We start from the raw sequence: 25,098 nt of genomic DNA, 5'->3' as shown, positions 1-25,098 counted from the left end.
GCGCCGTGCGAAACAGGAATGCGCGTTTACCGGGTGAAGCCACGATCAGGTATAGAGCGTGCCGGCATTGACCACGGGCTGCGCCTCGCGGTCGGCACAGAGCACCACCAACAGGTTCGAGACCATCGCGGCCTTGCGCTCTTCGTCCAGGTCCACCACGTCGCGGGCACTGAGCTGGTTGAGAGCCATTTCCACCATGCCCACCGCACCCGCCACGATCTTCTGGCGCGCCGCGATGACAGCCTCGGCCTGCTGGCGCTTGAGCATCGAACCGGCAATTTCGGGCGCATAGGCCAGGTGCATCAGGTGGACCTCGTCGACCTGGATGCCAGCCACGGCGACTCGGGCGGAAAGGTCCGCGCGCAGCCGCTCGCCGATCAGCTCGGCGTCGTCGCGCAGTGTCGGTTCCTCGTCCTCTGAGTGGTCGTAGGAATATTGCCGCGCCACCTCGCGGAGGCTGGTCTCGATCTGGATGCCGGCAAAAGCCGTGTAATTGTCGACGTCGAACAGCGCCTGCGCCGAATCCTGCACCCGCCAGACCACGTTGACGGCGATCTCTATTGGGTTGCCGCGCTTGTCGTTGACCTTGAGCGTTTCGCTGGTGACGTTGCGGACACGCAGGCTGATCTTGGTGCGTCCATACCAGGGCAGCACCCAGCCGAGACCAGGGTTACGGTCGGTGCCGATATAGGCGCCGAAGAGCGTGATCGCTGCGGCCTGATTGGGCTGCAGATTGTAGAAGCCGCAGGCGATCAGCACGGCGACCACGAGGATGCCGATCGAGCTGAGCACCAGCAGCACCTTGGCCTCGCCGCTGACGCCGACGAAGAATATGGCCACCGCCGCAAGGATGAGCCCGGCAACCACGATGAGCATTGGCACGCCGCTGCTGCGAGCGATGAGCTTTTCCCCGGTGCGGGGAATCTGAACCTGTTCCACGATGATCTCCCTTCCCTCAGTGCCTAGACGTCGCGTTCTTCGACGGTGACGCCACCGCCAAGCAACTTGCGGCTGATGGTGACGAACCTGTGCTGGCGATGGCGGCGCAACAGCACCGAATGCACCATTCGACCCATGGAATCGACGCAGGAGGAACTGTCGATGATCTCCCATCCCTGCGCCACCAACTGGCTGACCGGCTTCTGCTCGTTTTCCATCCGCGCCTCCACTGCGATATCAAAGTGATATCACTTTGATTGCACCGGACGCAACCTGAATCTGCCGGCGGCTCAGGAGCCGCCCAGGCTCAGCATGACGTTGACGGCAGCCGCCAGGATGATGGTGTTGAACAGGTGCGAAAAGATCAGATGCACCATGACCAGCCGGCGCATCTTGTGGCTTTCCACCTTGGTATCCGACGTCGCGACTGAGGTTCCGACCGTATAGGAGAAGTACATGAAGTCGTAGCCATCGGGGTCTTCGTCGCCCTGGAAGTCGAGGCCACCCTCGACAGCCGCGCCCTCGGCGGCGGCATCCACCTGGTAGAACTCATAGGCATAATGCAGCGCGCCCATGGCCTGCACCGTGAACCACCCCAGCAGCACCGAGACGACGCTGATCGCCACGGCCCAGGGGTCGGGGCTTTCGCCACCCATCAGCGCGAGAAACAGCGAGACCACCGAGGCGGTTACCACGATCAGCACGATGAGGAAGATGCCGCCCGCGGGCGTATCCTCGTCCCGCGCGTTCTCGCGCAGATAGTCAGCGGTGAGATAGGGAAGCTTGAGCAGTGTCAGCAGCAGGAAACCGACGAAGAGACCGGTCGCACCCAGGCCTATGGAATGCTGCGGCATCAGCCACAGCGCAGCCAGAAAGGTCACCACGCCGATGGCGAGGCCGAAATAGAATGGCGCATGGCGCGGCATGAGCCGCTTCAGAGCCGGTCCATGCTCCTGGCGTGCAGGTTGCTTGGCATTGGTCTTGCGGCGCGGAGGCTGACCACGGGCGGGTCGGGATACGGTTTTGGGCATGTTGACGCTTCCGGATGCCGGCAGCGTGCCGGCACCCCCTCAACGCCGTCAGCCCGCAATGGCTCCCGGCCCCGGCGTGGCGCCCGGCGGCACCTTGCCCATGATGATCATGCCCAGCACTTCGTCCTTGGTGACATCTGAGGTCCGGGCCTCGCCCACCACCTTGCCGTTCTTCATCACCACGACCCGGTCAGCCAGGTCGAACACGTCGTGGATATCGTGGCTGATGAGGAAAATGCCGATGCCCTCGGACTTGAGCTGCTTGATCAGCTCGCCCACCTGCGCCGTTTCCTGGGGGCCCAGCGCGGCAGTCGGCTCGTCCATGACCAAGATGCGCGCATTGAAGAGTATCGCCCGGGCAATGGCGACGGACTGGCGCTGGCCGCCCGACAACGCCTTCACTGGCTCCTTGAAACGGCGGAAATTCGGGTTGAGCCGGCCCATCACTTCGCGCGCCTTGGACTCCATGGCCGCGTCGTCGAGCGTGCCCAGCGACGTCACCATTTCCCGCCCGAGGAACAGGTTGGCCGCGGCGTCCACATTGTCGGCCACGGCGAGCTGCTGGTAAATCGTCTCGATGCCATAGCCCTTGGCGTCGCGCGGATTGTTGATGACAGCCGTCTCGCCATTGATGCGGATTTCGCCGGCATCGCGCTTGTAGGCGCCGGAGAGGATCTTGATCAGCGTCGACTTGCCCGCGCCATTGTGGCCCAAAAGGCCGACCACTTCCCCGCTATGCAGGTCGATCGAGGCATGGTCGACGGCGCGGATGCCGCCGAACGAGATCGAGATGTCGGTCATTTCGACCAGTGGCGTGCCGGTATCCAGCATAACGCAACTCCTAATGCTTGTTCCGGCGGTAGAGCGTGTCGAGCCACACCGCGAAAACCAGGACGATACCAACCACGATGGATTGCAGCGGGCTGTCGATGCCCATCAGCACCATGCCCGACTGGAGCGACTGCATGACCAGCGCTCCGAGCAGCGCGCCCGCGATGGTGCCGACACCACCGGCAAGCGAGGTGCCGCCGATCACCGCCGCAGCGATGACATAGAGCTCGTCCAGCGTGCCCAGTGCATTGGTCGCGGCATTAAGGCGGGCCGACGAGATCGCCGCTGCAATTGCGCAGAGCGCGCCCATCAGCATGAATATCTTGACCGTCACCCAGCGGGTATTGATGCCCGCAAGTTCCGCCGCTTCGGGATTGCCACCCACGGCATAAACATAGCGGCCGAACCGCGTGCGGGTGGCGAGGAAGGTCATCACCACGCCCACGCCGACCGCGATCAGCACCGGAATGGCAATGCCGTGCGAAATGAACAGCCCGCCCTCGGGCACCGGGATGCCGCTGGCCGCGGCGTAATTCTCGGCGATCCGCGTCGGCCAGGGATAGGCGTTCGCCACCCAGACGGCAGCGATCGTCGCGCCGCAGCCGATCAGCGCCAGCGACACCTCGGCCCAGACCGGACGTTGCGGAAAATTGAAGCGCTGGCGTTGCCGCCGCCCGAAGTAGAGGCCGACGACGATGGCGGCGCAGGCGATCACGCAGACGACCCAGCTCCACAGGCTGCCGATGGAGCCAGCCGGGCCGCCCCCCATGAGCTGGAACTTGGTATCCATGGGGGCCACGGTGCGTCCGGCAGTGACCCACCAGGCGGCGCCGCGCCAGACGAGATAACCACCCAGCGTCACGATAAAGGCCGGCACCTTGAGATAGGCGATGATCCCGCCCTGGAGGGCACCGATGCCCGTGCCCACGATGAGGCCGGTTGCCAGCGACAGGATCCAGATGGCCGGATGGCCGAGCCCCAGGCCCAGTTGCACCGGCAGGATCTGCGTCTGCATCACGCCCATGACCATACCGACCAGCCCGAGGATCGAGCCGACGGAAAGGTCGATATTGCGGGTGACGATGACCAGCACCATGCCGGTGACCATGACGGCGACCGATGCGGTCTGCACCGACAGGTTCCAGAGATTGCGGGGGGTCAGGAACAGCCCGCCCGAAAAGAAGTTGAAGCCGATCCAGATAGTGGCGAGCGCGCCGATCATCCCCAGAAGGCGGGTATCGATCTCCGTCGCCAGAAGAAAGCGCTGGAGCGGATTCTGCACCATCTGACTATGATGCGTGGTGCTGGACATGGCGCGCTGGTCGGCCATCAGTTTCTCCCTGGGGAAGCAGCGCTCCGGCGGACCGGGGCGCGATCCGGTATGGGTGTGCCGCAGCGCATGACGCCGCGGCACCCCTTACCAGTCTAAGCCAGTTTGGCCTCAGTTACACGCAGCCACCGAACCGGCGGCGACGCCCTGGCAGACCACGTCCTTGGCTACCCAGCCCGCGTCGATGACGAGGTTGAGGTTGTCCTTGGTGATCGGCACGGGAGCCAGCAGCACGGCGTTCATTTCGACGCCGTTCGGGCCGTCGGCGAACTTGGTCGCCCCGGTCACGGCATCGAGCGCCGTCCCGCCAGCGAGTTCGACCGCGATTTCGGCGGCCTTCTTGCCCAGTTCGCGCGCATCCTTCCACACCGACACCGTCTGGGTGCCGAGCGCGATGCGGTTGAGGGCGGCGTGATCGCCGTCCTGGCCGGACACCGGTACCGAACCGGCGAGACCCTGGGCGCTGAGGGCAGCGATGGCGCCGCCGGCAGTGCCGTCATTGGAGGCGACGACGGCGTCGACTTCATTATTGTTGGCGGTCAGGAACTGTTCCATGTTCGCCTGGGCGACTTCCGGGTTCCAGTTGTCGGTATAGGCTTCGCCGACATTGACGATGGCGCCCGAATCCACGGCTTCCTGCAGCACTTCCATCTGGCCGGCGAACAGGAAGTCCGCATTCGGATCAGCCGAATTGCCCTTGATGAAGACGTAGTTGCCTTCCGGCTGCACTTCGAACACGCCGCGGGCCTGCATGCGGCCGACTTCCTTGTTGTCGAAGGTCAGGTAGAAGGCATCGGGGTTCTCGATCAGGCGGTCATAGCCAACCACCGGGATACCTTCGGCAACGGCGGCGGCCACGGCGGGACCGATGGCGTCGCTGTCCTGGGCCAGCACGATGATCGCATCGGCACCCTGGCTGATCAGGCTTTCGATGTCGGTCAACTGCTTGGATGCGGACGACTGGGCGTCGGCCGAGATGTACTGGGCGCCAGCGGCTTCGAGTGCGGCCTTGATGGCGGCTTCGTCGGTTTTCCAGCGCTCTTCCTGGAAGTTGTTCCAGGAAACGCCGACCACGATCTGGTCCTGCGCGATCGCGGTTCCACAAAGGACCGTCGATGCGAGCAGAATCGCTGCAAACTTGTTCATAGATGTCCTCCCAAAGGGCAGCATGCTGCCCGCCATGCAAGTTGGCGGCATAACCCCAACCAGGCGCCGCCTCCCTGCGCCTTGAGCATTATTTTTACTGCTCGAAAAAAGCTCTCGCATGTGTGAACGCGGCATGTCAACGTCAATTTCGGAGCCCGAAGATAATCACCGGTTGCGATCCAGCCGATTGAGTGCTGATTAGGGCCTGGGGTTGGAGGTGCGTGCTTGACGCGGAAGGTCAGCGACAGCGATAGCGTCCGGCGGGAGAACCGCGGGCTGCTTCTGGCTGCCCTCCGCTCCGGCGGGCCGCAGTCGCGCACCGTCTTGGCCGGCCTTACCGGGCTGAGCCATGCCAGTGTCACCGCCATCATGCAGGATCTGCTCAACCAGCGGGTGGTGGAGGAGCTTTCCACGCCCGGCCCGGCCGACGGACGTATGCGCGGACGTCCTGCCACCCTTGTCGGCTTCCGGCGCCAGGCCGCCTATGTGGTCCTGTTCGAGCTCGACGTGAATCGCCTGCGCGCGTCGCTGGTCGACTATGCGGGCGTGCTCGTCGATCGCATCGAGACGGCCGTCACACCGCAGACTTTTGCAGCGGCCTCACCGACGGCATTCCTGCTCGAACATCTTTCCGCACTGCGCCAGCGCAACCCGGTCGCCGCGCCACTGATCCGTCGCATCGCCATTTCCGTTCAGGGCATTCTGGATCGCGACGGCAGTGGTTTGAAATGGTCGCCGATCGCCCATCTGGCTGGTTCACCGTTTGCCACCGAGATCGCGGCCGAGGCCGGCGTCGCCGTCGCCGTGCACAAGCGCGGCCGATTGCTCGCCGAAGGCACCCGCTGGCTCGATCCGAACCTGCATGACGCCAGCGTCGCGACGGTGTTCATCGGCTCGACCGTCGCCATGGGGCTCAGCCTGCATGGCCAGATCATGGGCAGGAGCGAAGGCGGCGCCACCGAATTCGGGCATATGAACCACATTCCCAACGGGGCGCTCTGCCGCTGCGGCATGCGCGGCTGTATTGAGGCCTATGCCGCCGATTATGGCGTGCTGCGCACCAGCTATTCCGTGCCCGAGACGGCCACCCCTGCCCCGGCCGTCCCAACCCAGCAATATGACTCGCTGATCCAGCGCGCCGAACAGGGCGACCGCGCCGCCACCCATGGCTTCAACCTGGCCGGACGTGCGCTCGGCTTTGGCCTCAGCCGCATGCTGGCCATGTTCGACCCGTCCCACATTCTGCTGGTGGGCCCAGGCGCGCGCGCCCTGTCGTTCATGCGGGGAGAAATCGAGGCCGCGCTCACGGCCTCCCTCGTCTGCAGCATCAATGGCCTTCCCGTCATCTCCGCTCATCTCGACGAGAAGGAGCCTATCTTCCGGGGCCTGCTGATGAAGACGCTGGCCGCAGTCGATGACACCGACATCGCGGCCCTCCCCTCCGAAGTCCGGGTGTGACGCCGGACGCTAGAGCTTGAGGAAGGCGTGCAGCTCGTCGGCCAGGGCCGCCGGCTCCGCGTCGGCGCCGTGCAGCACCAGCTCTGGATTGCTCGGCGCTTCGAATGGCGAGTCGATCCCGGTGAAGTTCTTGATCTCGCCGGCACGTGCCCGCCTGTAGAGGCCTTTCGGATCGCGCCGCTCGCACACCTCGATGGGCGTATCGACATAGACCTCGGTAAAGTCGATGTCCCCGGCGATTTCGCGCGCCAGCCGCCGCTCCTTCTCGAAGGGCGAGATGAACGAGACCAGGACGATCAATCCCGCATCTGCCATCAGCCGGGCCACTTCGGCCACGCGGCGGATGTTTTCCACGCGCGCTGCTTCGGTGAAGCCGAGGTCCTTGTTCAGTCCGTGCCGGACATTGTCGCCATCCAGGATATAGGCGTGGCGGCCCTCAGCGGTCAGCCGCTTTTCGAGAATATTGGCGACCGAAGATTTGCCAGAGCCGGACAGGCCGGTGAACCAGACGATGCGAGGCGTCTGCCCCTTCATCTGCGCGCGCACGGCGCGGTTCACGTCGAAGGATTGGTAGGTGAGGTTCTGCGCGCGCCGCAGCCCGAAATCGATCGTGCCCGCACCCAGTGTGGCGTTGGACAGCCGATCGATGAGGATGAACCCGCCGGTCAGCGGATTGCTCGCATAGGGGTCGAAGGCCAGCGGCTTGTCGGTGGCGATGGTGACTGTCGCGACCTCGTTGAGGTCGACCTTGGTCGCCGCGGTCTGATCCAGCGTGTTTACATTGGTGCGAAATTTGAGGTCGGTAATGGCCGCCGGAACGGTCTGCGAACCGATCTTGAGGAGATAAGATCGCCCAGGATAGGCCGGCTCCTCGTTCATCCAGATCAGCCGCGCCTGGAACTGGTTCGAATATTCGGGCGTGTGGCCCGGATGGCTCAGCACATCGCCGCGGGAAATGTCGACTTCACGGTCCAGCACCAGTGTCACGGCCTGACCGGCAATGGCGCGCGGCAGGTCGCCGTCCATGGTGACGATGCGGTTGATGACGGCCGGCTTGCGCGAGGAGGCGATCAGCACCTCGTCGCCTACCGATACCGACCCGGACGCGACCGTTCCAGAGAAGCCGCGGAAATCGAGGTTCGGGCGGTTGACCCACTGCACCGGGAAGCGGAACTTCTGTGCCGTCCGGTCCTCCGCCACGTCGATGCTCTCGAGATAGGGCATGAGCGGCGTGCCGTTGAACCAGGGCGTCTTGTCGCTCGGCGTCAGGATATTGTCGCCGCGCAGGGCCGAAACCGGCACGGCGCTGAGCGTCTGGAAGCCCAGCGGCGCAGCGAACGCCTTATACTCGGCAACGATGCGATCGAAAGTCGCCTGATCGTAGTCGACAAGGTCAATCTTGTTGATGACAAGCACCACATGCTTCACCCCGATCAGCGAGAGAATGAAGCTGTGCCGCCTCGTCTGGGTGAGCACGCCTTTGCGCGCGTCGATCAGCAACAGGGCGAGGTCGGCATTGGAGGCGCCGGTGGCCATGTTGCGCGTATACTGCTCGTGGCCCGGCGTATCGGCGACGATGAACTTGCGCTTGTCGGTGGAAAAGAACCGGTAGGCGACGTCGATGGTGATGCCCTGCTCGCGCTCGGCAACCAGCCCATCGACGAGCAGCGAGAAGTCGATCCCCTCGTCGCCCACGGTGCGATTGTGGCTTTCCTTGCGCAGGCTCGCCAACTGGTCGTCGAGGATGAGCTGGCTGTCATAGAGCAGCCGTCCGATCAGGGTCGATTTGCCATCATCGACGCTGCCGCAGGTGAGGAAGCGCAACAGCGACTTGTCGGTCTGCTGTGCCAGCCAGAGGTCGAGATCGGTATCGGGAGTGGCCATGGCGAGCGACATTCTCAGAAATAGCCTTCCTGCTTCTTCTTCTCCATCGAGCCGACGGAGTCGGAATCGATGAGCCGGCCTTCCCGCTCCGAGGTGCGGCTGGCCTGCATTTCCATGATGATCGACGGCAGGTCGGCCGCATTGGACCGGATGGCCCCGGTCAGCGGGTAGCAACCGAGGGTACGGAACCGCACCGTTTCCTCTCGCGGCGTTTCGCCGGGATTGAGTGGCAACCGCTCGTCGTCGACCATGATCAGCGTGCCCGAGCGCTCCACCACCGCACGCGGCTTGGCAAAATAGAGCGGCACGATCGGAATGCCTTCCGAATAGATATAGGTCCAGACGTCGAGCTCGGTCCAATTGGAAATCGGAAACACGCGCATGCTCTCGCCCGGATTGAGGCGGGCATTAAACGTGCGCCAGAGTTCGGGGCGCTGGTTCTTCGGGTCCCAGGCATGGGCCGCATTGCGATGCGAGAAGACGCGCTCCTTGGCGCGCGACTTTTCCTCGTCCCGACGGGCGCCGCCAATGGCCGCGTCATAGCGACCGGCATTGAGCGCCTGTCGCAGCGCCTGGGTTTTCATGATGTCGGTATAGCGCGACGAGCCATGCGTGAACGGGTTGATATTGTCCCGCACGCCATCGGGATTGGTGTGGCTGATCAGGTCGAAGCCATAATCCGCCGCCGTCTTGTCGCGGAAAGCGATCATTTCCTTGAACTTGAACGTGGTGTCCACATGCAGCAGCGGAAACGGGATCTTGCTGGGAAAGAACGCCTTGCGCGCCAGATGCAGCAGCACGCTCGAATCCTTGCCGATGGAATACATCATCACCGGCCGCTCGAAGCTGGCCGCTACTTCGCGCAGGATCTCGATGCTCTCAGCTTCGAGTGCTTGCAGATGCGTCAATCGACTTTGGTTCAAGGTCCCGATCCGGCATAGGGCCACACGCGTGGCAACAGGGCCATTTCGTACCTTTCCTCACCCCGCTCCAGCAAGCCGGAAACCGCGAAAAAGCCCGGCAATACGGGCAGTTGAGGCAAATTTGCCTTCGCAGGAACGCTGGCTATGAAACCGCACCATCAAGCCCGCTTCAGCCGGTTCGACCGATGCGCGACTGCGGTATCCGGGAGAAAAAAAGTTCCCGCCTCTTCCCCTCACGGCGCCGGCTGCCGGGGAGCCGCCGCGCTGGCGAGCCATTCCGTCCCGTGTTACGCAGGCGGCCGACATGTCAGTCGCAAGGACCGGGCCGCATGAACACTATCTGCGTCGTGACCAACGAAACTCCGGCGGCCCAGGACGCAGCGGCGCGGCTGCGCCGGCTCTACGGGGAAGCGGATCTGGACACGGCCGATGCGGTCATTGCCCTGGGCGGCGACGGCTTGATGCTGCAGACGCTGCATCGTGTCCTTGGCACCGGCAAGCCGGTCTATGGCATGAATTTCGGCTCCGTCGGGTTCCTGATGAACCCCTATAGCGAAGCGCGCCTCATCGACCGCTTGCAGGCCAGCCAGCGCACGGTCATCTACCCCTTGGCCATGACGGTGCTCGACGCCTCGGGCCAGACGCGCACGGCGCTCGCCATCAACGAAGTCTCGCTGTTCCGCTCGACCTATCAGGCGGCCAAGCTGCAGATCATCGTCGATGGCGAAGTCCGGCTCGATGAACTGATCTGCGACGGCGCGCTGCTCGCGACGCCGGCCGGTTCAACCGCCTATAATCTCTCCGCACACGGCCCCATCCTGCCCATCGAGGCGCCGCTGCTGGCCCTGACGCCGATCTCCCCCTTCCGCCCCCGCCGCTGGCGCGGCGCCATCCTGTCCAATCGGGCAGCCGTCAAGTTCGTCACCCGGGAAGCGGAAAAGCGCCCGGTGAGTGCAGTGGCCGACAATGTGGAATTCAAGGATGTGCTGGAAGTCACCGTTACCGAGGACCGCAGCCACGGCGTCACCCTGCTGTTCGATCCGGGCACCACGCTCGAGGAGCGGGTGCTGAGCGAGCAGTTTCGCTTCTAGGCCGCCGGCAATTCCAGTTGCGGCGCTGGTGACGGCAGGGCAAGGCTCGCCGTGCTGGACGCGGCAAAGGCGGAAAGCACGCCCCGCGCCGCCTTGCGGGCAAGCCGCACATTCTGTTCGCCCAGATAGGCAAAGGCCTCTTCGAGCTCGGCGGGAATGTCGCCGTCATATTCGGCAAGCAGTTCCTCGGTCAGCGCCGTAACCACATAGTGCCGGGCTGCTAGGTCGTCGAGCAGGTCGGCACTGCGCGCATGCAGCACCATCCGCACCAGTAGGCGTCCCAGGGCAGGCTCGATCCGGCAGCGCACCATCAGCGCGCCGATGGCAGCACGGCTGCCATGTTCGAGCAGGCCCAGCACCTTGTCCCGCGAGCTGCCCGACAGGTTGGCGAGACACGCCGAGAAAAACATGACCCGCCCGGTGGCGATGGAATGGAGCAGGATGCGCATGTTCATGCGGTCCGAGCCGACCAGGTCCTCGACGAACTTGTCGCGCTGCGCGTCCGAGGCGGTCTCGCCGATCGTCGCCAGCGCCGAATCCTTGCCATCCCGCAGCAGCCGCTCCAGCCGGTCCGGCGCCAGCGCGCCCTTGACCAGGCGGCACAAGCGCAGGGCCTCGGTGGCGAGGCTGACAAGGTGCAGCCTGGCCCGGTCCGGCAGGGTATCGAGCGCCAGCAGCGCCCCCCGTATCTGCGCGTCCTCGCCCTGCTCCTGCGCCAGTTGCAGCAGAATTTGTTCGCCAAGCACCTGCCCCGGCCGCTGCAGCACGCGCAGCGTCAGGCTGCGATCGCCGCGGCCGATCAGGATTTCCGCAAGCCGCGGCGAAAGGCTGGCACGCTGGGCAATGGCGATCAGCGTTGCACTGTCCGCATTGCGAGCCAGCGGCACCATGTCCGCATCGACGAGGACAGGCGAATACTGCAGCACGGCCCGCGCAATGATCGGACTGTCCCGCAGCAGCGACAGAATGACCGGGCGCGGCGCTTCCGCCGAATGCAGCAGACCATAGGCCAGCGCCGCTCGCACCTTTATGGACGGGTCGTCGAGAAATGAGATCAGCGCCGCATAGAGCGCCGCCTGTTCGTCGGCCGGCCCCTTGTGCTGGAGGTAGGCCAGTGCCGCCAGATGCGCCGCATGTCCACGCGCATCGCTGTCGCTCGATTGCGAAAGCTTGGAAAACGCGCTGTACTCAATCATGACTATCTCCGCACACTGGCGGAAATCACCCTATTGGTCAGTGCTTAAGGAACGGTTCACCATAACGGGGAGGCAGGGCGGTAAGGATTGGCGTTCGCCACATTCTAGCCCAGCAGCAGGGTCACACTCGAAGTGACAGCGGTTCCACCGGCAATCACCAGGGCCCAGGACAGCGCCGCCAGACCCAGCACATACCATCCGCGTGGCACGGAGATGGTGCGGTGTTTGATTGTGTCGATACGCTGCATTTGTTCCTCCGGCGCTATCCGCGCGAGATGGCAACACTCTGCCGTCCAAAAGTTAACGCCTGTGCCAGTCAATAGCTCCGCATTTTATCAATCCGGCCGCTATTGGGCATAAAGCTGCGTGAAGAACGCGCTGCCCGGCTGTGCGTCCTCGGCCGCTGGTTCCGGTTCGGTGCGGAAAAGTCCGGTAAACGACATGTTCTCCTCGGAAAAGCGCGACGGCACCACCGGCACCGGCTCGGGGGTCACGGACTCGCCCGTCATCTGCTGCGCCGAAAAGGCGGGGTTGCCGCCCTCATGCTTGGCGACCAGCACCTGATAGACCTGCCGGATCGTGCGGGCCTGCCCCTCGCGGTCATAGAAGATGGCTCGGTTGGCATTGGCCTGGCGCGGAAACAGCCCCACCGCGAGTTGGTCGGGATTGTCGAGCCCGGCCCGGAACATCTTCTCGGCGCCCTGCGCCCCCAGGAAATGCGCGATATAAAGTTCGCCGGCACTAGGCATCCGCCCGAACACCGAGCGCAGGTATTCGCCATTGGACCGCGTAAACGCCGCGGCAAGGTCGGACGCGATCTCGGGGTTCTCGCGCAGCGCCAGGATCTGCGAGCGCTTGCCCGGATCGGTGACCACATAGTCGCCGTCCCCGGTGCGTGAAATCTGATCCGCGTAGGACTGGTAGCCCAGCCGCGGCCCCTCCTCCTTCATCACCTGCAGCCAGGTGCCTTCGAGGAACTGGAACAGCCCGACCGCCGAGGACGTGCTGGCGCGCGCTTCCGGGTTGAGGCTGCTTTCGCGGATCGCCGTCTGCAGCAGATAGCCGAAATCCACCCCGCTGCGGTTACCCGCGGCGGTCAGGGCATTGGCCAGGCTCTGCGATATGGAAACGGGCTGCACACCCATGCGGGGCCTTCCGCATAGAGAATCAATTCCCGAATCTTAACACTTTGGCGACGCAGCGCTCTATCAACCTTGCGTGGGCGCCCAGCGCGACACCACCGCGTCCAGATCGGGCCGCGGCCGGTCCTCGGGCACGATGGCGGGCGTCCCGATATGCACGAAGCCGACGAAGCGTTCACCCGGCCCGGCGCCCAGCATGGCGGCGGCTTCGGCATCGAAGCTGTACCAGCGCGTCACCCAGCTCGCCGCAAAGCCCAGTGCATGCGCGGCATGCACTAGGTTGAAGGCGACATTGCCGGCCGACAGGACCTGTTCGATCTCCGGCGCCTTCTCGCTGGGCTTGGGCGCGGAAATGACCCCGATGGTCAGCGGCACGGGCAGAAACCGCTGCCGCTCGATATCGAGACCTGCCGCGTCGAGCGCGGGATTTTTACGCGCGGCGATGGAGGCCAGCGCCTCTCCAGCGAGGTGGCGTGCCTCGCCCTCAATCACCACCAGCCGCCATGGCGTCAGCTTCCCATGATCCGGCACGCGGGTGGCGATGGTGAGGATGGTCTGCAGCTCCTCGGCATTCGGCCCCGGTTCCTTGAGAAAGGCGGGACCCACCGAACGACGCGTGAGCAGGTAATCGCGCAGGGCTGGATTGGCAGGCATATGGCACTCCTTTGCCCACCCGTTTAATCTCCGCTCGCGACCGAAGCCAGTTCCGGCGGCAAAAAATGCTGGGTTCAGGTGCCGGGCGGTTTCAAAACCGCGTCCGTTGTGACACAGCTTTTCCCCAATCATGACCTACTTGCACCGGAGAGTCGGGTCGTGAATACCGATGTGGCACCCGGAGACCCCATGCGTTCGGCCAGGCATATTGCGATCCTCATGAGCCTTCTGGCCGCCTTCGTGACGGTCCTGCCCACGGCCGCCACCTATGCCCAGGACAGCGCGGAAATCCCGCCTTTGCCCCGGCCCCGGCCGGATCGCGATGCCGCAACCACGCCCGCCGCCACCCCCGCCGAGCCGACGGCCGCGACCGATGCCATTGCCGCCTTGACCGATGTGCCGCAGCCGGTGACGCTGACCGCCCGTATCACCCAGGATGGGTCGACCATTCCCGAAGGCGTGGTCTGGCGCATCTTCGACGACGAGCCTGACGCCACCGGCGAGATGGCCCTGATCGCCAAGGCCGATGCCGGCACCGCCGCGCTGGAATTGGCGCCGGGCAGTTATGTCGTTCACGCGGCCTACGGTCGCGCCCAGGTGAGCGAACCTCTTAGCGTCGTTCCTGGCCCCAACACCCACGATGTCGTGCTCGACGCCGGCGCTCTGCGGCTCAATTCAGCGGTCACCGGAGATATTCCGATCTCGCCCGCGCTCCTTCACTTCGACATCTACACCGCCGGCCCGGAAGCCGATCGCGCCCTCGTTGCCGACAGCCTGCCGCCCAACGAGATCGTCACGCTCAATGCCGGCACCTATCACATCGTCTCCCGCTTCGGGCCGATCAACGCCGTCGTGCGCGCCGATTTGCGGGTCGAGGCCGGCCAGTTGACCGATGCGACGCTCTATCACCACGCCGCCGAAGTTTCCTTCAAGCTGGTGTCCGAGGAGGGCGGAGAGGCCATTGCCGACGTCGAATGGACCGTCAAGACCGGCGACGGCGCCACGATCTTTGCCGAACGCGGCGCCTTCCCCTCGACGGTGCTCTCCGAAGGGGAATATCTCGTCCTCGCCAAGCTGGGCGACCAGGTCTACAACCGAGAAATTCAGGTCCAGCCCGGCAGCCCGCGCGAAATCGAAGTCCTGACCACGGTGTACTGACGCCGCCCGCGCATAAGCGCCGGCCATCCGACAACATCCCTTTCGCCGCCGCGCCTGCCAGACAGGCCCCCTGTGAATTGCACAATCGGGCGCGGGCCTGTACTTGTTCCACTTGAATGATCCTGGGCTCAGGCCCGGATGCCACCAGGCATGGAACGGGAGAAAACCATGTTGTTCCGCAACAATAGCCGCCGGCACCTGTCGGCGATCGCAACCCTTTGCCTCCTCGGCACGGCTCTGCCCGCCACCGCAGTCATTGCCAAGGAAAAGACCAAGCCGGCCGCGACGTCCAGCACCGCAGCCACCCCCGAGTTCGAATATTCGATTTCGATTCCCACCATCGACGCCGTGGATTCCAGCCTTTCCAACGAGGTGCTGACCGAAATCCTGAGCGGCAATATCGTCGACCACGCCGCCAGCCTCGCCGAGCTGGATGCCACCAGCATTTCCGTGCCCGAGATCATCGTCAGCGTCAGCTCCGAAACCGCTGACGGCCCGCAGGAAGCGACGGTGACCTTCTCCGATCTCGTGCTCGACAATGTCGTTGATGGCAAGGCGGCAGGCGTTAGCCTGGGCAGCATCAATCTTGCGGCCGACGACGCAGCCGTTGATTTCGGCGCCATGTCCGCATCCAACCTCGATATCGGTGGGCTGCTCGGCGTCTATGGTCTCGTCGATCACGGCGGCCAGACCGAACTCGAAGTCATCTATACCGACCTCGTCTCCGAGGGCGGCAGCATGGAAGCTGAAGACGTCTCCTGCACCATTGGCGGCGTCACCGGAGCCGAATTCAAGGCGCGCCCGCTCAAAACCTCATTCGGCGAAATGATGGCCATTGCCCAGGCCGTGGAAGACGATCCGGAAATGACGGACCCGGCCCTGACCGGCCGCTTCCTCAAGATGTATGCCGACATCCTGACTGCCTTCGAGACCTCGGAAGTCGCGTTTGACGGCTTCGCCTGCGACGGCGTCGACGAAGACGGCCGCGCCATGACCTTTGCCGTCGAAGCCATGACCATGGGCGCCATGAGCCCGGGCGTCTACCCGGCCATTTCCATGGACGGCTTCACCGTCGATGTCGAAGACGATGGCTTCGTGACGCTGGAAAACTTCACCATCAAGCCGATGGACCTGACCTCGACCATCGCCACGCTCGAGACGGCCCCCGACGAGGTGGACGAGGCCTGGTTCGAGGCCAATGCTCGCGCCCTCCTTCCCGAAATGGAAGGCATCTCGCTCACCGGCCTTGATATCGACGTGCCCGATCCAGATGCCCCCGACAGCCGTCTTCAGGCCAAGGTCGGCGCGTTCGACCTGACGCTGACCGAATATCTCAGCGGCATTCCCACCGACTTCGATGTCTCCGCCGCCAACATTCAGGCAGAAATCCCCGCCGACAGCGGCGATGAGACCTTCGAGCAGCTCCTGGCCCTCGGCATCACGGACATCGACGCGGGCTTCCGCATGGCGGCCGCATGGGATGAAGCCACCAGCACCATCGCTGTCGAGGAAGTCTCCATGACCGGCGTCGACCTCGCGACGGTGATGCTGGCCGGCACCATCACCAATGCCACCGAAGACCTGTTCGCGCTCGACATGGACACCGCGCTGGTGGCCGGCATGGGCCTGGCGGTGCGTGACCTCGATCTTAACGTCACCGATGCGGGCCTTTCGGACATCATCATAGCCATGGTGGCCGCCGAACAGGGCGCCGATCCCGCTTCGCTGCGGCCGGTCTTTGCCGGTCTCGCCCAAGGCACCGTCATCAGCATGATGGCCGGTGCCGCCGATGCCGCAAAGCTCGGTGAGGCCATCAACGCCTTTGTCTCGGGCAATGCCAAGACCTTGGCCATCGGCATCGAGGCCAAGACCGAGCCGGGCCTCACCATGGAGGACTTCATGGCCGCCGAGCAGGACCCGACCAGTCTCCTGGGCAAGGTCAATGTGAGCGCCGAAGCCAAGTAGGCAAAAGGGCCGCCCCCCGGGGCGGCCCTTTTCATTTCGCCGGTCCGGCATAGTCCCGGAACCAGTCGACGAACCGGTCTATGCCGATGTCGAGCGGCGTTTTCGGCAGTTCTCCGACAAGCGACCGCAGCAACCGTGTATCCGCCTCCGTGGCGACCACGTCACCCGGCTGCATCGGCAGCATGTTGAGCCTCGCCTTCCGGCCCAGCGCCCGTTCGAGCGAGGCGACGAAATCCATCAGTTCTACGGGCCTGCCCCCGCCGATATTGAGGGCACGAAACGGCGCCGCTGCCGACAGGCTGTCGCCCTCCACCGGCTGGCCCATGACCGGGATCCGGTCCATCAGCGCCACCAGCACCACGATCAGGTCGTCCACATAGGTAAAGTCGCGGCGCATCCGGCCCTGGCCATAGATGTCGATGGGCTCGCCAGCGACGATCGCCCGCGCAAACTTCAACAGCGCCATGTCCGGCCGCCCATAGGGACCATAGACGGTGAAAAAGCGCACGCAGGTCGAGGGTATCGACCACAGATGCGCATAGGAATGAACCAGCGCCTCCCCCGCCTTCTTGGTCGCGGCATAGAGCGACAGCGGCGAATCCGCCCGGTCCGTCTCGGCATAGGGCATATTGGCATTGCCGCCATAGACCGAACTGCTCGAGGCAAAGATCAGGTGCCGCGGCGGGTGGCGGCGCAGAGCCTCGAGCAGGTTGGCCGTACCCACGATATTGGACTGGATATAGCTCTGCGGGTTCTCGATGCTGTAGCGCACGCCCGGCTGCGCGGCCATGTGGAACACCACGTCGGCCCCTGCCGCACCCACCACTGCCTCGGCTTGTCCCGCCTCGGCCAGATCAGCCACGCTGAAGGCAAAGTTCGGATAGCGCCTGAGGATATCCAGCCGCGTCTGCTTCAGCGCCGGGTCGTAATAGTGGGTCAGTGCATCGAGCCCGACCACGTCATGGCCCGCCTCGAGCAGCGCCCGGCTGAGGTGAAAACCGATAAAGCCGGCCGCGCCGGTCACCAACACAGTCAAGACGACCTGCTCCGCTGTCTCATTCCGCCGCATCGCTGGCCAGGTCGCCCTGGCCCGCGCCGGATCGTCCGATACTGACATAGTTGAAGCCTTGCCGCCGCATTTCGTGCGGCCGGTAGACATTGCGCAGGTCGACAAACAGCGGGGCCGCCATCAGCGTCTTGAGCCGCGCGAGGTCGAGCGAGCGGAACTCGTTCCACTCGGTGATCAGCACCACAGCATCCGCGCCCACCGCGACGTCATAGGCATTCTCGGCAAAGCGGACATCCTCCAGCAGCGCGCTCGCCGCGGTCATGCCCTGCGGATCGAAAGCCACGATCCGCGCCCCCCGGTCCTGCAGACCGCGGATGATATCGAGCGACGGCGCCTCGCGCATGTCGTCGGTGTTGGGCTTGAACGTCAGTCCGAGCACACCGATCGTCCGGCCCCGCACATCACCCCCGCAGGCGGCGATGACCTTGCGCGCCATGGCCCGCTTGCGCTGGTCGTTGATTGCGATGGTGGTTTCCACCAGCCGCATCGGGCTGCCGAAATCCTGCCCGATCTTGACGAGAGCCGTAGTGTCCTTGGGAAAGCACGATCCGCCATAACCCGGCCCGGCATGCAGGAATTTGGCGCCGATGCGGTTGTCGAGGCCGATGCCGCGCGCCACCTCCTGGACATTGGCGCCCGTCGCCTCGCAAAGGTCCGCGATCTCGTTGATGAAGGTGATCTTCATCGCCAGAAACGCATTGGCGGCATACTTGGTCAGCTCCGCCGTCCGTCGGTCGGTGAACAAGAGCGGCGCCTGGTTGAGGTAGAGCGGGCGATAGACCTCGGTCATCACCTGCCGTGCGCGATCGTCATCCGTACCGATGACGATGCGATCGGGCCGCTTGAAGTCCTCGATGGCGGCGCCTTCGCGCAGGAATTCGGGATTGGACACCACCGCGACATCGGCGCCCGGATTGACCGTGCCGATGATGCGCGCCACCTCGTCCCCCGTCCCCACCGGCGCCGTCGACTTGGTGGCGACGACGGTGAAGCCCGATACGGCTCCTGCGATCTCACGGGCCGCCGCATGCACGTGAGTCAGGTCGGCATGGCCGTCGCCCCGCCGGCTTGGCGTGCCCACGGCGATGAACACCACATCGGCCGCCGCGACCGCCGGGCCGAGTGCACTGGCAAACGACAGCCGTCCGCCCTCGACATTGGATTTTACCAATTCAACCAGGCCCGGCTCGAAGATCGGCACCTCGCCACGCCGCAGCGCCGCAATCCGGCCCTCGTCCTTGTCGATGCAGACGACTTCATGCCCGAAATCGGCGAGGCACACGCCCGTTACCAGGCCCACATAACCCGCACCCACAACTGCAATCTTCACCGGACCGGTCCCCGTTTCCGCGCGTCACTCACCTGGCCAAATGTCGTCGATCTTCGGCCGCCTGCAAGTCCTACCCTAGCGGCTTGCAAAAACCGTTGAATGAATACGGCGCGCTCAGTCCTCGCCGCCCGGCCTTTCGCGCATCCGCTTGACTTCGGATCGAACCGATTTTCCGTCGAGCCGGCGCTTCTTGGAAGCCAGCGTCGGCCGCGTGGCCACCCGCGGCTTGGGCACATGCGCGCCCTCGCGCAGCAGCGCCACCAGCCGCGCCTGGGCCTCCGCCCGGTTCAGCGGCTGGTCGCGATGGGAATTGGAGGTGATGACGATAACCCCCTCTTTGGTCATGCGGCTGCCGGCCAGCGCGGCGACCCGCCGCTTCATCGGCTCGGGAATGTTCGGGGAATTGAGAAGATCGAAGCGCAGTTGCACCGCGCTCGCGACCTTGTTGACGTTCTGCCCCCCCGGCCCCGAACCACGCACGAAGCTTTCCTCGAGTTCGGCAGGGTCGATCGCGACGGTTCGGGTGATCTGGATGGGATCAGCCATGCCACCCTCCCCGGTCAGCGCTTCGAGCGGCCGGTGAAGTACACTTCCTCGTCGTGGATGATGCGGCCTTTTTCCGTGGTCCGGTATTTTCCGGGCCCGGCCTCTTCGATCCACTTCTTCTTCAGCATGCCGGCAAAGGTCTTTTCGCCGACATCCTTGAAGTCATCCGGGCCGAGGACATTGTCCTCGCCCAGATGATAAAGAGCCTTCATCTCGCGATTGGACGGACGCTGCGGCATCAGGCAGCCTTGCCGGCTACGGTTTTGAGGTCCGGCGGCGTGGCCTCGGCGATGAGGTCGACAAGGGCGTCCATGAATGGACGAACCTGCTGGCCTTCGGTGCCCAGACGGCGCACCGACACATTCCCCTCTTCGGCCTCGCGCTTGCCCACCACGAACAACAGCGGCACCTTGCCGACAGAGTGCTCGCGCACCTTGTAGTTGATCTTCTCGTTCCTGGTGTCGATCTCGGCGCGGATGCCGGCAGCCTTGAGCTGGCTCACCAGCTTTTCGGCATACTCGTCGGCTTCCGAAACAATCGTCGTGACCACGACCTGCGTCGGCGCCAGCCACATCGGCAGCTTGCCCGAGCTGTTTTCGATCAGGATACCGATAAAGCGCTCGAAACTGCCGAGCACCGCACGATGCAGCATGATCGGCCGGTGCTTGCCGCCGTCGGCGCCCACATATTCCGCATCCAGCCGTTCGGGCAGGTTCGGATCGACCTGCAGCGTCCCGCACTGCCAGTCGCGGCCGATCGCATCGGTCAGCACGAATTCCAGCTTGGGACCATAGAAGGCGCCCTCGCCAGGGAAGACGACATAGTCGTGACCAGCCGCGTTACAGGCATTCCCGAGCGCAGCCTCTGCCCGATCCCAGCTTTCCTCAGAGCCGATACGCTTCTCCGGACGCGTGGAAAGCTTGATGCGCCAGCCCTCGAAGCCAAGGTCGGCATAGACGCTGGCCAGCAGGTCGATGAACTTCTTGGTTTCGGCTTCGATCTGGTCTTCCGTGCAGAAGATATGCGCGTCGTCCTGGGTAAAACCACGCACGCGCATGATCCCGTGCAACGCGCCTGAGGGTTCGTAGCGGTTGCAGGAGCCGAACTCGGCCATGCGGAGCGGCAGATCGCGATAGGATTTGAGGCCGTGGTTGAACACCTGCACATGGCAGGGGCAGTTCATCGGCTTGAGCGCGTTGACCGTCTTGGTCTTGGCATGCTCCTCGTCCACTTCGACGATGAACATGTTTTCCTGGTAGTTGTCCCAGTGGCCGGACGCTTCCCAAAGCTTGCGGCTGACCACCTGCGGCGTGTTCACCTCGACATAGCCATCGGCGCGCTGCTTGCGGCGCATATAGTCCTGCAGCGCGACATAGATGCTCCAGCCCTTGGGATGCCAGAACACCTGGCCCGGGGCTTCTTCCTGCATGTGGAACAGGTCCATCTCGCGGCCAATCTTGCGATGGTCGCGCTTTTCCGCCTCTTCCATCATCGTGAGATAGGCGTCGAGCTCTTCCTTGGTGGCAAAGGCCGTGCCGTAGATGCGGCTCAGCACTTCGCGATTGCTGTCGCCGCGCCAATAGGCGCCCGCCACCTTGGTCAGCTTGAAGGCCTGGCCGACATCCTTGACCGTCCGCATATGCGGGCCGCGGCAAAGGTCGATCCACTGGCCCTGCTTGTACATTTTGAGCGACTGGTCGGCCGGAATGGCGTCCACCAGTTCGACCTTGAAGTCCTCACCCTTGGCCCGGAAGAAATCCTTGGCCTGGTCGCGGCTCCACACTTCCTTGGTGAAGGCAGCGCCGCGCTCGACGATTTCGCTCATCTTCTTTTCGATGACGCGCAGCTCTTCTTCCGTGAACGGGCCGGCTTCACGATAGAAGTCGTAATAAAAGCCGTTCTCGATCACCGGGCCGATCGTCACCTGCGTGTCGGGCCAGAGTTCCTGCACCGCCTCGGCCAGCACGTGTGCGGCATCGTGCCGGATCAGCTCCAGCACGTCCTTCGAGCCGCTGTCGCGCGTCACGAATTCGATCGAACCGTCGGCCTCCAGCGCATCGGACAGGTCCGACAGCACGCCGTTCCACTTCATCGCCACCGTCTTCTTGGCCAGCGACTTGGAGATGCCCTCCACGATCTCGGTGCCGGTAGTGCCGCGCGAATAGTCGCGAGCAGCACCATCGGGGAACGTCACCTTGATCGACATTTTGAGTCTCCAGAAATTGAGGTTTCGCATTCGCGCAAATGCAAATGAGGCGGTCTGTCTATCATGATTTCTCGGCTGTGCCAGCCAAACCCCTCAAAAACTCGGCGGTCAGTCCGCCGTAGGCTGGGGTGACAGACAGTGGTTGGTCGGCGGCCTTCAGCCGGGCAGACCCTCATACTGAGGCAGGTCGTCGTTGATCTCGTACCAGTCCGCCTTGGAAGCCACGAACATGTGGAACGAGGGCCGCACCGAAGGGCTATCGATGAGCGTCCCCATCGCCACATGCGTGTTGCCGTTTTCCGCAATCACCGAATACAGGAACGAGCCGCAGCGACCGCAATGCACGTCATGCGAGCCCGGCGGCGTCCCGTAAATCAGCACCTGCTCCCTGCCCTCAGTCAGCGCCAGCTTGCCGGTCTTGATCGAGGCCATCGGCTTGAAGGCCGAGCCCGTCGCCCGCCGGCAGCGCGAGCAATGGCAGTAGAATGCGGCCGCAAAGTCGTCCTCGACCTCGTAGGCCACCGCGCCGCAGAGGCAGCTTCCCTTAAGCGTGGTCATGCACGTCTCCCCTCCACCGGCCATAGCGCCAGGGCAGATACCAACGCCCTTCGGCCGGCAACGCTTCCGGCACCGGGTCATAGCCATGCGTACCGCCGGGACGGCACCGCCAGATCCGCGCCAGGCCCATCCAGCCGCCCGGCCAGAAGCCGAACCTCCAGATCGAATCGCGCGTGAATTCCGAACATGTCGGCAGATGCCGGCAGCTTCGGCCGGTAAAAGCCGAGAGCGTGTAGCGATAGAGCGTAATGAGGAAAATCGCTGCCACCTTGAACGGCAGGTCGATCGCCTTCCACAGGACGTCGATGACTCTCTGCATCACCGCGACGCTGCAACCGGTTGAGAAGACTCGAGCTTTTCGAGCGCCGCCGCCACGGCATCGAAGACCAGCAGCGTCGATACATGCCGATTGGGATAATCCCGCACCGGCTCGAGATAGCGCAAGTCGCTCCACTTCCCCGTCGGAGGCGCACCATTGGCTTTGAGCATGTCGTGCATGGCCTGCCTGACGCCCATCAACTCCGCGATCGGCGTGCCGACAATCTCCCGCGCCACTACCGCCGCCGACGTCTGGCCCAACGCGCAGGCTGAAAGGTCATGGCCATAGCCGGCGATGATCCCGTCGCGCACGACGACATCCACCTCGATGACCGAACCGCAGACCCGGCTGACTTTGCGAGCCGTCGCATCTGGCGCGGCGAGCCTGGGCGGCTGCCGGGCATTTCCCGCCAGGTCCAGGATCTTTTCGGAATAGAGATCGCTCAGGTCCATGATCGCGACAAATCTGTTTCTTGTTCCGGTCTCGTTCCGCTTCTATATAGGAGGTCTCCATCCGACTGTCAGGAGTTTGTGCTCCTGTCGAAATCTGACGCGCCGTTCGTCGCGTATATGATGGTTGTCGCCATGCAAGGAGCCGGACCCAAATGGATGCACGCGTTAAGTCACTGACGACACCACCTGTCGCCAGCGCCCCCGTGACCCGCCCGAGCCGGGAAGAGGCCGAGGCCGCCGTCCGCACGCTGATTGCCTGGGCCGGCGACGATCCGGCCCGCGAAGGGCTGCTGGAAACGCCCGCACGCGTTGCCAAGGCCTATGGCGAGCTTTTCGCCGGCTACGGCCAGGACGCTGGCGAGGTCTTGTCCAAGACCTTCAAGGAAGTCGGCGGCTATGACGACCTGGTCCTTGTAAAAGGCATTCCTTTCTATGCTCACTGCGAGCACCACATGGTGCCTTTCTTTGGCCAGGCCCATATTGCCTATCTGCCTCATGATGGCGTCGTCGGCCTCTCCAAGCTCGCCCGTCTCGTGGAGGTCTTTGCTCGGCGTCTCCAGACCCAGGAAACCATGACGGCGCAGATCATCGACGCCATCAACGAAAACCTCGGCCCCCGCGGCGCCGCCGTGATGCTGGAAGCCGAGCATATGTGCATGACCATGCGCGGCGTGCGCGCCCACGACGTCAAGACCGTCACCCACCGCTTCACCGGCGTATTCGCCGAAGACCGCGTCGAACAGGACCGTTTCTTCGCCATGGTGGGCCATCGCTAGGCGGAACTCCCGGCGTCAAGCGGCGCGCCGAATTCTCCTCGCCGTCATTGCCCGGCTCGACCGGGCAATCCACCTTTCCGGTGCCTAGCGGGCTGAACACAACCGTCCTGCCTATGACAAGCGCGATCAAATGCGCTCGTCGCGAACATGACATAGACTACCTGCCTCAACGCGGGTTCGTGTCATGTCTGTCATCGCTGAAATGCTCTGGGTCCTTGAAAGCCGCTCGCGCGAGCCGCTGGACCTCGAAGAACTTTCCTCGGTGACCGGCCGGTCCAAGAGCTACCTTTCCCGCATTTTCCCGCTCGTCACCGGTCATTCCGTGACCGGATACCTGCGGGCGAGACGCTTGAGCGAGGCGGCACGCCTCCTCGCCGGCGGCGCCCCCGACATTCTCTCGGTGGCGTTGGAGAGCGGCTACGGCTCGCATGAGGCATTCACCCGCGCCTTTCGCGATCATTTCGGGCTAACCCCGCAAATGGTCCGTGATCGGCGCAGTCTCGAAGGACTAGACCTCGTGGAGCCTCTCAGAATGGACACCGAAACCTCCGCCACCGTAGCGCCGCCCCGCTTCGAAAACCGGCCGGCACTGCACTTCGCCGGCATTGCCGAGCGACACAAGATGAGCATGCCTGTCGGCATTCCCGAGCAATGGCGCCGTTTCCAGCCCTATATCGGCAATGTCGATGGCGCCATCGAAGGCGCCGCCTATGGCCTTGTCGGCGAGATTACCGCCGATGGCATGTTCGACTACTTCGTCGCCGTGGAAACCCGCGCCGGCATCGACGTCCCACCTGAACTCACGGCGGTGACGGTGCCTCCCCTGCGCTGGGCTCGCTTCACCCATGCGGGCCACGTGTCCGCCATCCGCCAGACCATCGGCGCCGCCGAGCAGTGGCTGACCGCCAAAGGCTACGAGCCGAGCGAAGCTGTCCATAGCTTCATCGAATACTATGGCCCGCGCTTCGATGGCCGCACCGGCACCGGAGATATCGAGATCTGGTACGGCCTCGCGCCCTGACCTCTCGCGACATTCGCCGCCCGGCTTGTCCGGGTGGCCCTCCCGGCCTATGGATGACCAGTTCCAAGACCGC

At 64.1% G+C, this 25,098-nt stretch carries 26 protein-coding genes; 6 read left to right on the top strand and 20 right to left on the bottom strand.

Annotated elements, in window-relative coordinates:
• Positions 1-45: 45 nt before the first annotated feature.
• From JEQ47_RS05065 to xylF, 6 genes are all read right to left on the bottom strand, one after another.
• On the bottom strand, positions 46-939 hold the full coding sequence (locus JEQ47_RS05065; protein ID WP_198875285.1) for an SPFH domain-containing protein: 894 nt from the start codon (positions 937-939) through the stop codon (positions 46-48).
• A gap of 23 nt (positions 940-962) precedes the next feature.
• The gene (locus JEQ47_RS05060; protein ID WP_198875284.1) at positions 963-1,157 is read right to left on the bottom strand and encodes a hypothetical protein; all 195 of its coding nucleotides are present in this window, start codon (positions 1,155-1,157) and stop codon (positions 963-965) included.
• Positions 1,158-1,229: 72 nt separating this feature from the next.
• On the bottom strand, positions 1,230-1,970 hold the full coding sequence (locus tag JEQ47_RS05055) for a DUF1345 domain-containing protein (RefSeq protein ID WP_198875283.1): 741 nt from the start codon (positions 1,968-1,970) through the stop codon (positions 1,230-1,232).
• 48 nt (positions 1,971-2,018) lie between these two features.
• Entirely contained in the window at positions 2,019-2,801 is a 783-nt protein-coding gene (locus JEQ47_RS05050) for an ATP-binding cassette domain-containing protein (protein ID WP_198875282.1), read from the bottom strand.
• A 10-nt stretch (positions 2,802-2,811) separates the two neighbouring features.
• Positions 2,812-4,131 carry a sugar ABC transporter permease gene (locus JEQ47_RS05045; protein ID WP_198875281.1) on the bottom strand — a complete coding sequence of 440 codons (1,320 nt, stop codon included), beginning with the start codon at positions 4,129-4,131 and terminating at the stop codon, positions 2,812-2,814.
• Between the two features lie 111 nt (positions 4,132-4,242).
• Entirely contained in the window at positions 4,243-5,277 is a 1,035-nt protein-coding gene (gene xylF, locus JEQ47_RS05040; RefSeq protein ID WP_198875280.1) for a D-xylose ABC transporter substrate-binding protein, read from the bottom strand.
• 225 nt (positions 5,278-5,502) lie between these two features.
• On the opposite strand from xylF, the gene JEQ47_RS05035 reads away from it, so the two are divergent.
• A complete protein-coding gene (locus tag JEQ47_RS05035) occupies positions 5,503-6,735 on the top strand; it encodes an ROK family protein (protein WP_198875279.1) in 1,233 nt (410 codons plus the stop codon).
• Between the two features lie 9 nt (positions 6,736-6,744).
• On the opposite strand, the gene cysN is transcribed toward JEQ47_RS05035, so the two are convergent.
• The gene (gene cysN, locus JEQ47_RS05030; RefSeq protein ID WP_198875278.1) at positions 6,745-8,631 is read right to left on the bottom strand and encodes a sulfate adenylyltransferase subunit CysN; all 1,887 of its coding nucleotides are present in this window, start codon (positions 8,629-8,631) and stop codon (positions 6,745-6,747) included.
• Between the two features lie 2 nt (positions 8,632-8,633).
• Positions 8,634-9,542 carry a sulfate adenylyltransferase subunit CysD gene (cysD, locus tag JEQ47_RS05025; RefSeq protein ID WP_198875277.1) on the bottom strand — a complete coding sequence of 303 codons (909 nt, stop codon included), beginning with the start codon at positions 9,540-9,542 and terminating at the stop codon, positions 8,634-8,636.
• A 329-nt stretch (positions 9,543-9,871) separates the two neighbouring features.
• On the opposite strand from cysD, the gene JEQ47_RS05020 reads away from it, so the two are divergent.
• Positions 9,872-10,633, top strand: coding sequence for an NAD kinase (locus JEQ47_RS05020; protein ID WP_198875276.1), 762 nt, complete (start codon positions 9,872-9,874; stop codon positions 10,631-10,633).
• Here the strand turns inward: JEQ47_RS05020 and JEQ47_RS05015 are convergent.
• The 4 genes from JEQ47_RS05015 to JEQ47_RS05000 form a co-directional block, all read right to left on the bottom strand.
• Positions 10,630-11,829, bottom strand: a complete 1,200-nt coding sequence (locus JEQ47_RS05015) for a DUF2336 domain-containing protein (RefSeq protein ID WP_198875275.1) — start codon at positions 11,827-11,829, stop codon at positions 10,630-10,632. The genes JEQ47_RS05020 and JEQ47_RS05015 overlap by 4 nt on opposite strands.
• A gap of 104 nt (positions 11,830-11,933) precedes the next feature.
• Positions 11,934-12,077: a hypothetical protein gene (locus JEQ47_RS05010; RefSeq protein ID WP_198875274.1), complete on the bottom strand. Its 144-nt coding sequence runs from the start codon at positions 12,075-12,077 to the stop codon at positions 11,934-11,936.
• A 99-nt stretch (positions 12,078-12,176) separates the two neighbouring features.
• Positions 12,177-12,974, bottom strand: coding sequence for a lysozyme family protein (locus JEQ47_RS05005; RefSeq protein ID WP_198875273.1), 798 nt, complete (start codon positions 12,972-12,974; stop codon positions 12,177-12,179).
• A 63-nt stretch (positions 12,975-13,037) separates the two neighbouring features.
• Complete coding sequence (locus JEQ47_RS05000) at positions 13,038-13,625, bottom strand: nitroreductase family protein (protein ID WP_198875272.1); 588 nt, start codon at positions 13,623-13,625, stop codon at positions 13,038-13,040.
• A gap of 189 nt (positions 13,626-13,814) precedes the next feature.
• Here JEQ47_RS05000 and JEQ47_RS04995 point away from each other — a divergent pair, with 189 nt between their 5' ends.
• Both JEQ47_RS04995 and JEQ47_RS04990 read left to right on the top strand, forming a co-directional pair.
• On the top strand, positions 13,815-14,783 hold the full coding sequence (locus JEQ47_RS04995) for an RgsD C-terminal domain-containing protein (RefSeq protein ID WP_198875271.1): 969 nt from the start codon (positions 13,815-13,817) through the stop codon (positions 14,781-14,783).
• Positions 14,784-14,933: 150 nt separating this feature from the next.
• Positions 14,934-16,748, top strand: a complete 1,815-nt coding sequence (locus tag JEQ47_RS04990) for an aq_1923 C-terminal domain (RefSeq protein WP_198875270.1) — start codon at positions 14,934-14,936, stop codon at positions 16,746-16,748.
• Positions 16,749-16,779: 31 nt separating this feature from the next.
• On the opposite strand, the gene JEQ47_RS04985 is transcribed toward JEQ47_RS04990, so the two are convergent.
• From JEQ47_RS04985 to JEQ47_RS04950, 8 genes are all read right to left on the bottom strand, one after another.
• Positions 16,780-17,784, bottom strand: coding sequence for an NAD-dependent epimerase/dehydratase family protein (locus JEQ47_RS04985; protein ID WP_198875269.1), 1,005 nt, complete (start codon positions 17,782-17,784; stop codon positions 16,780-16,782).
• 19 nt (positions 17,785-17,803) lie between these two features.
• Entirely contained in the window at positions 17,804-19,147 is a 1,344-nt protein-coding gene (locus JEQ47_RS04980; RefSeq protein WP_198875268.1) for a UDP-glucose dehydrogenase family protein, read from the bottom strand.
• Between the two features lie 114 nt (positions 19,148-19,261).
• Complete coding sequence (arfB, locus tag JEQ47_RS04975) at positions 19,262-19,693, bottom strand: alternative ribosome rescue aminoacyl-tRNA hydrolase ArfB (protein WP_198875267.1); 432 nt, start codon at positions 19,691-19,693, stop codon at positions 19,262-19,264.
• 14 nt (positions 19,694-19,707) lie between these two features.
• Entirely contained in the window at positions 19,708-19,932 is a 225-nt protein-coding gene (locus tag JEQ47_RS04970) for a hypothetical protein (RefSeq protein WP_198875266.1), read from the bottom strand.
• Positions 19,932-21,899: a threonine--tRNA ligase gene (gene thrS / locus JEQ47_RS04965; protein WP_198875265.1), complete on the bottom strand. Its 1,968-nt coding sequence runs from the start codon at positions 21,897-21,899 to the stop codon at positions 19,932-19,934. Before thrS ends, JEQ47_RS04970 begins: the two co-directional genes overlap by 1 nt.
• A 156-nt stretch (positions 21,900-22,055) precedes the next feature.
• Entirely contained in the window at positions 22,056-22,457 is a 402-nt protein-coding gene (locus JEQ47_RS04960; protein WP_198875264.1) for a GFA family protein, read from the bottom strand.
• Positions 22,444-22,776 carry a membrane protein insertion efficiency factor YidD gene (gene yidD / locus JEQ47_RS04955; RefSeq protein ID WP_198875732.1) on the bottom strand — a complete coding sequence of 111 codons (333 nt, stop codon included), beginning with the start codon at positions 22,774-22,776 and terminating at the stop codon, positions 22,444-22,446. Before yidD ends, JEQ47_RS04960 begins: the two co-directional genes overlap by 14 nt.
• Positions 22,776-23,228 (bottom strand): iron-sulfur cluster assembly scaffold protein, encoded by a 453-nt coding sequence (locus JEQ47_RS04950; RefSeq protein ID WP_198875263.1) that lies wholly within the window; start codon positions 23,226-23,228, stop codon positions 22,776-22,778. Before JEQ47_RS04950 ends, yidD begins: the two co-directional genes overlap by 1 nt.
• Before the next feature lie 152 nt (positions 23,229-23,380).
• On the opposite strand from JEQ47_RS04950, the gene folE reads away from it, so the two are divergent.
• Positions 23,381-24,004, top strand: coding sequence for a GTP cyclohydrolase I FolE (gene folE, locus JEQ47_RS04945; RefSeq protein ID WP_198875262.1), 624 nt, complete (start codon positions 23,381-23,383; stop codon positions 24,002-24,004).
• A gap of 184 nt (positions 24,005-24,188) precedes the next feature.
• Positions 24,189-25,025 (top strand): AraC family transcriptional regulator, encoded by an 837-nt coding sequence (locus JEQ47_RS04940; RefSeq protein WP_198875261.1) that lies wholly within the window; start codon positions 24,189-24,191, stop codon positions 25,023-25,025.
• Positions 25,026-25,098 lie beyond the last annotated feature (73 nt).

The organism is Devosia sediminis, from assembly GCF_016411825.1.
Taxonomy (GTDB): Bacteria; Pseudomonadota; Alphaproteobacteria; order Rhizobiales; family Devosiaceae; genus Devosia; species Devosia sediminis.
This window is presented reverse-complemented; position numbering and strand designations above follow the sequence as displayed.

What these genes read in the sequence shown, in the direction of transcription:
- yidD (WP_198875732.1), bottom strand. Translation starts at nt 22,776, where the DNA reads ATGCAGAGAGTCATCGACGTCCTGTGGAAGGCGATCGACCTGCCGTTC.
- JEQ47_RS05055 (WP_198875283.1), bottom strand. Translation starts at nt 1,970, where the DNA reads ATGCCCAAAACCGTATCCCGACCCGCCCGTGGTCAGCCTCCGCGCCGC.
- JEQ47_RS04950 (WP_198875263.1), bottom strand. Translation starts at nt 23,228, where the DNA reads ATGGACCTGAGCGATCTCTATTCCGAAAAGATCCTGGACCTGGCGGGA.
- JEQ47_RS05020 (WP_198875276.1), top strand. Translation starts at nt 9,872, where the DNA reads ATGAACACTATCTGCGTCGTGACCAACGAAACTCCGGCGGCCCAGGAC.
- JEQ47_RS04960 (WP_198875264.1), bottom strand. Translation starts at nt 22,457, where the DNA reads ATGACCACGCTTAAGGGAAGCTGCCTCTGCGGCGCGGTGGCCTACGAG.
- thrS (WP_198875265.1), bottom strand. Translation starts at nt 21,899, where the DNA reads ATGTCGATCAAGGTGACGTTCCCCGATGGTGCTGCTCGCGACTATTCG.
- JEQ47_RS04990 (WP_198875270.1), top strand. Translation starts at nt 14,934, where the DNA reads ATGGAACGGGAGAAAACCATGTTGTTCCGCAACAATAGCCGCCGGCAC.
- JEQ47_RS04995 (WP_198875271.1), top strand. Translation starts at nt 13,815, where the DNA reads ATGCGTTCGGCCAGGCATATTGCGATCCTCATGAGCCTTCTGGCCGCC.
- JEQ47_RS05010 (WP_198875274.1), bottom strand. Translation starts at nt 12,077, where the DNA reads ATGCAGCGTATCGACACAATCAAACACCGCACCATCTCCGTGCCACGC.
- JEQ47_RS04970 (WP_198875266.1), bottom strand. Translation starts at nt 19,932, where the DNA reads ATGCCGCAGCGTCCGTCCAATCGCGAGATGAAGGCTCTTTATCATCTG.
- JEQ47_RS05015 (WP_198875275.1), bottom strand. Translation starts at nt 11,829, where the DNA reads ATGATTGAGTACAGCGCGTTTTCCAAGCTTTCGCAATCGAGCGACAGC.
- JEQ47_RS05045 (WP_198875281.1), bottom strand. Translation starts at nt 4,131, where the DNA reads ATGGCCGACCAGCGCGCCATGTCCAGCACCACGCATCATAGTCAGATG.
- xylF (WP_198875280.1), bottom strand. Translation starts at nt 5,277, where the DNA reads ATGAACAAGTTTGCAGCGATTCTGCTCGCATCGACGGTCCTTTGTGGA.
- JEQ47_RS05005 (WP_198875273.1), bottom strand. Translation starts at nt 12,974, where the DNA reads ATGGGTGTGCAGCCCGTTTCCATATCGCAGAGCCTGGCCAATGCCCTG.
- JEQ47_RS05050 (WP_198875282.1), bottom strand. Translation starts at nt 2,801, where the DNA reads ATGCTGGATACCGGCACGCCACTGGTCGAAATGACCGACATCTCGATC.
- JEQ47_RS05000 (WP_198875272.1), bottom strand. Translation starts at nt 13,625, where the DNA reads ATGCCTGCCAATCCAGCCCTGCGCGATTACCTGCTCACGCGTCGTTCG.
- JEQ47_RS05060 (WP_198875284.1), bottom strand. Translation starts at nt 1,157, where the DNA reads ATGGAAAACGAGCAGAAGCCGGTCAGCCAGTTGGTGGCGCAGGGATGG.
- cysN (WP_198875278.1), bottom strand. Translation starts at nt 8,631, where the DNA reads ATGTCGCTCGCCATGGCCACTCCCGATACCGATCTCGACCTCTGGCTG.
- arfB (WP_198875267.1), bottom strand. Translation starts at nt 19,693, where the DNA reads ATGGCTGATCCCATCCAGATCACCCGAACCGTCGCGATCGACCCTGCC.
- folE (WP_198875262.1), top strand. Translation starts at nt 23,381, where the DNA reads ATGGATGCACGCGTTAAGTCACTGACGACACCACCTGTCGCCAGCGCC.
- JEQ47_RS04940 (WP_198875261.1), top strand. Translation starts at nt 24,189, where the DNA reads ATGTCTGTCATCGCTGAAATGCTCTGGGTCCTTGAAAGCCGCTCGCGC.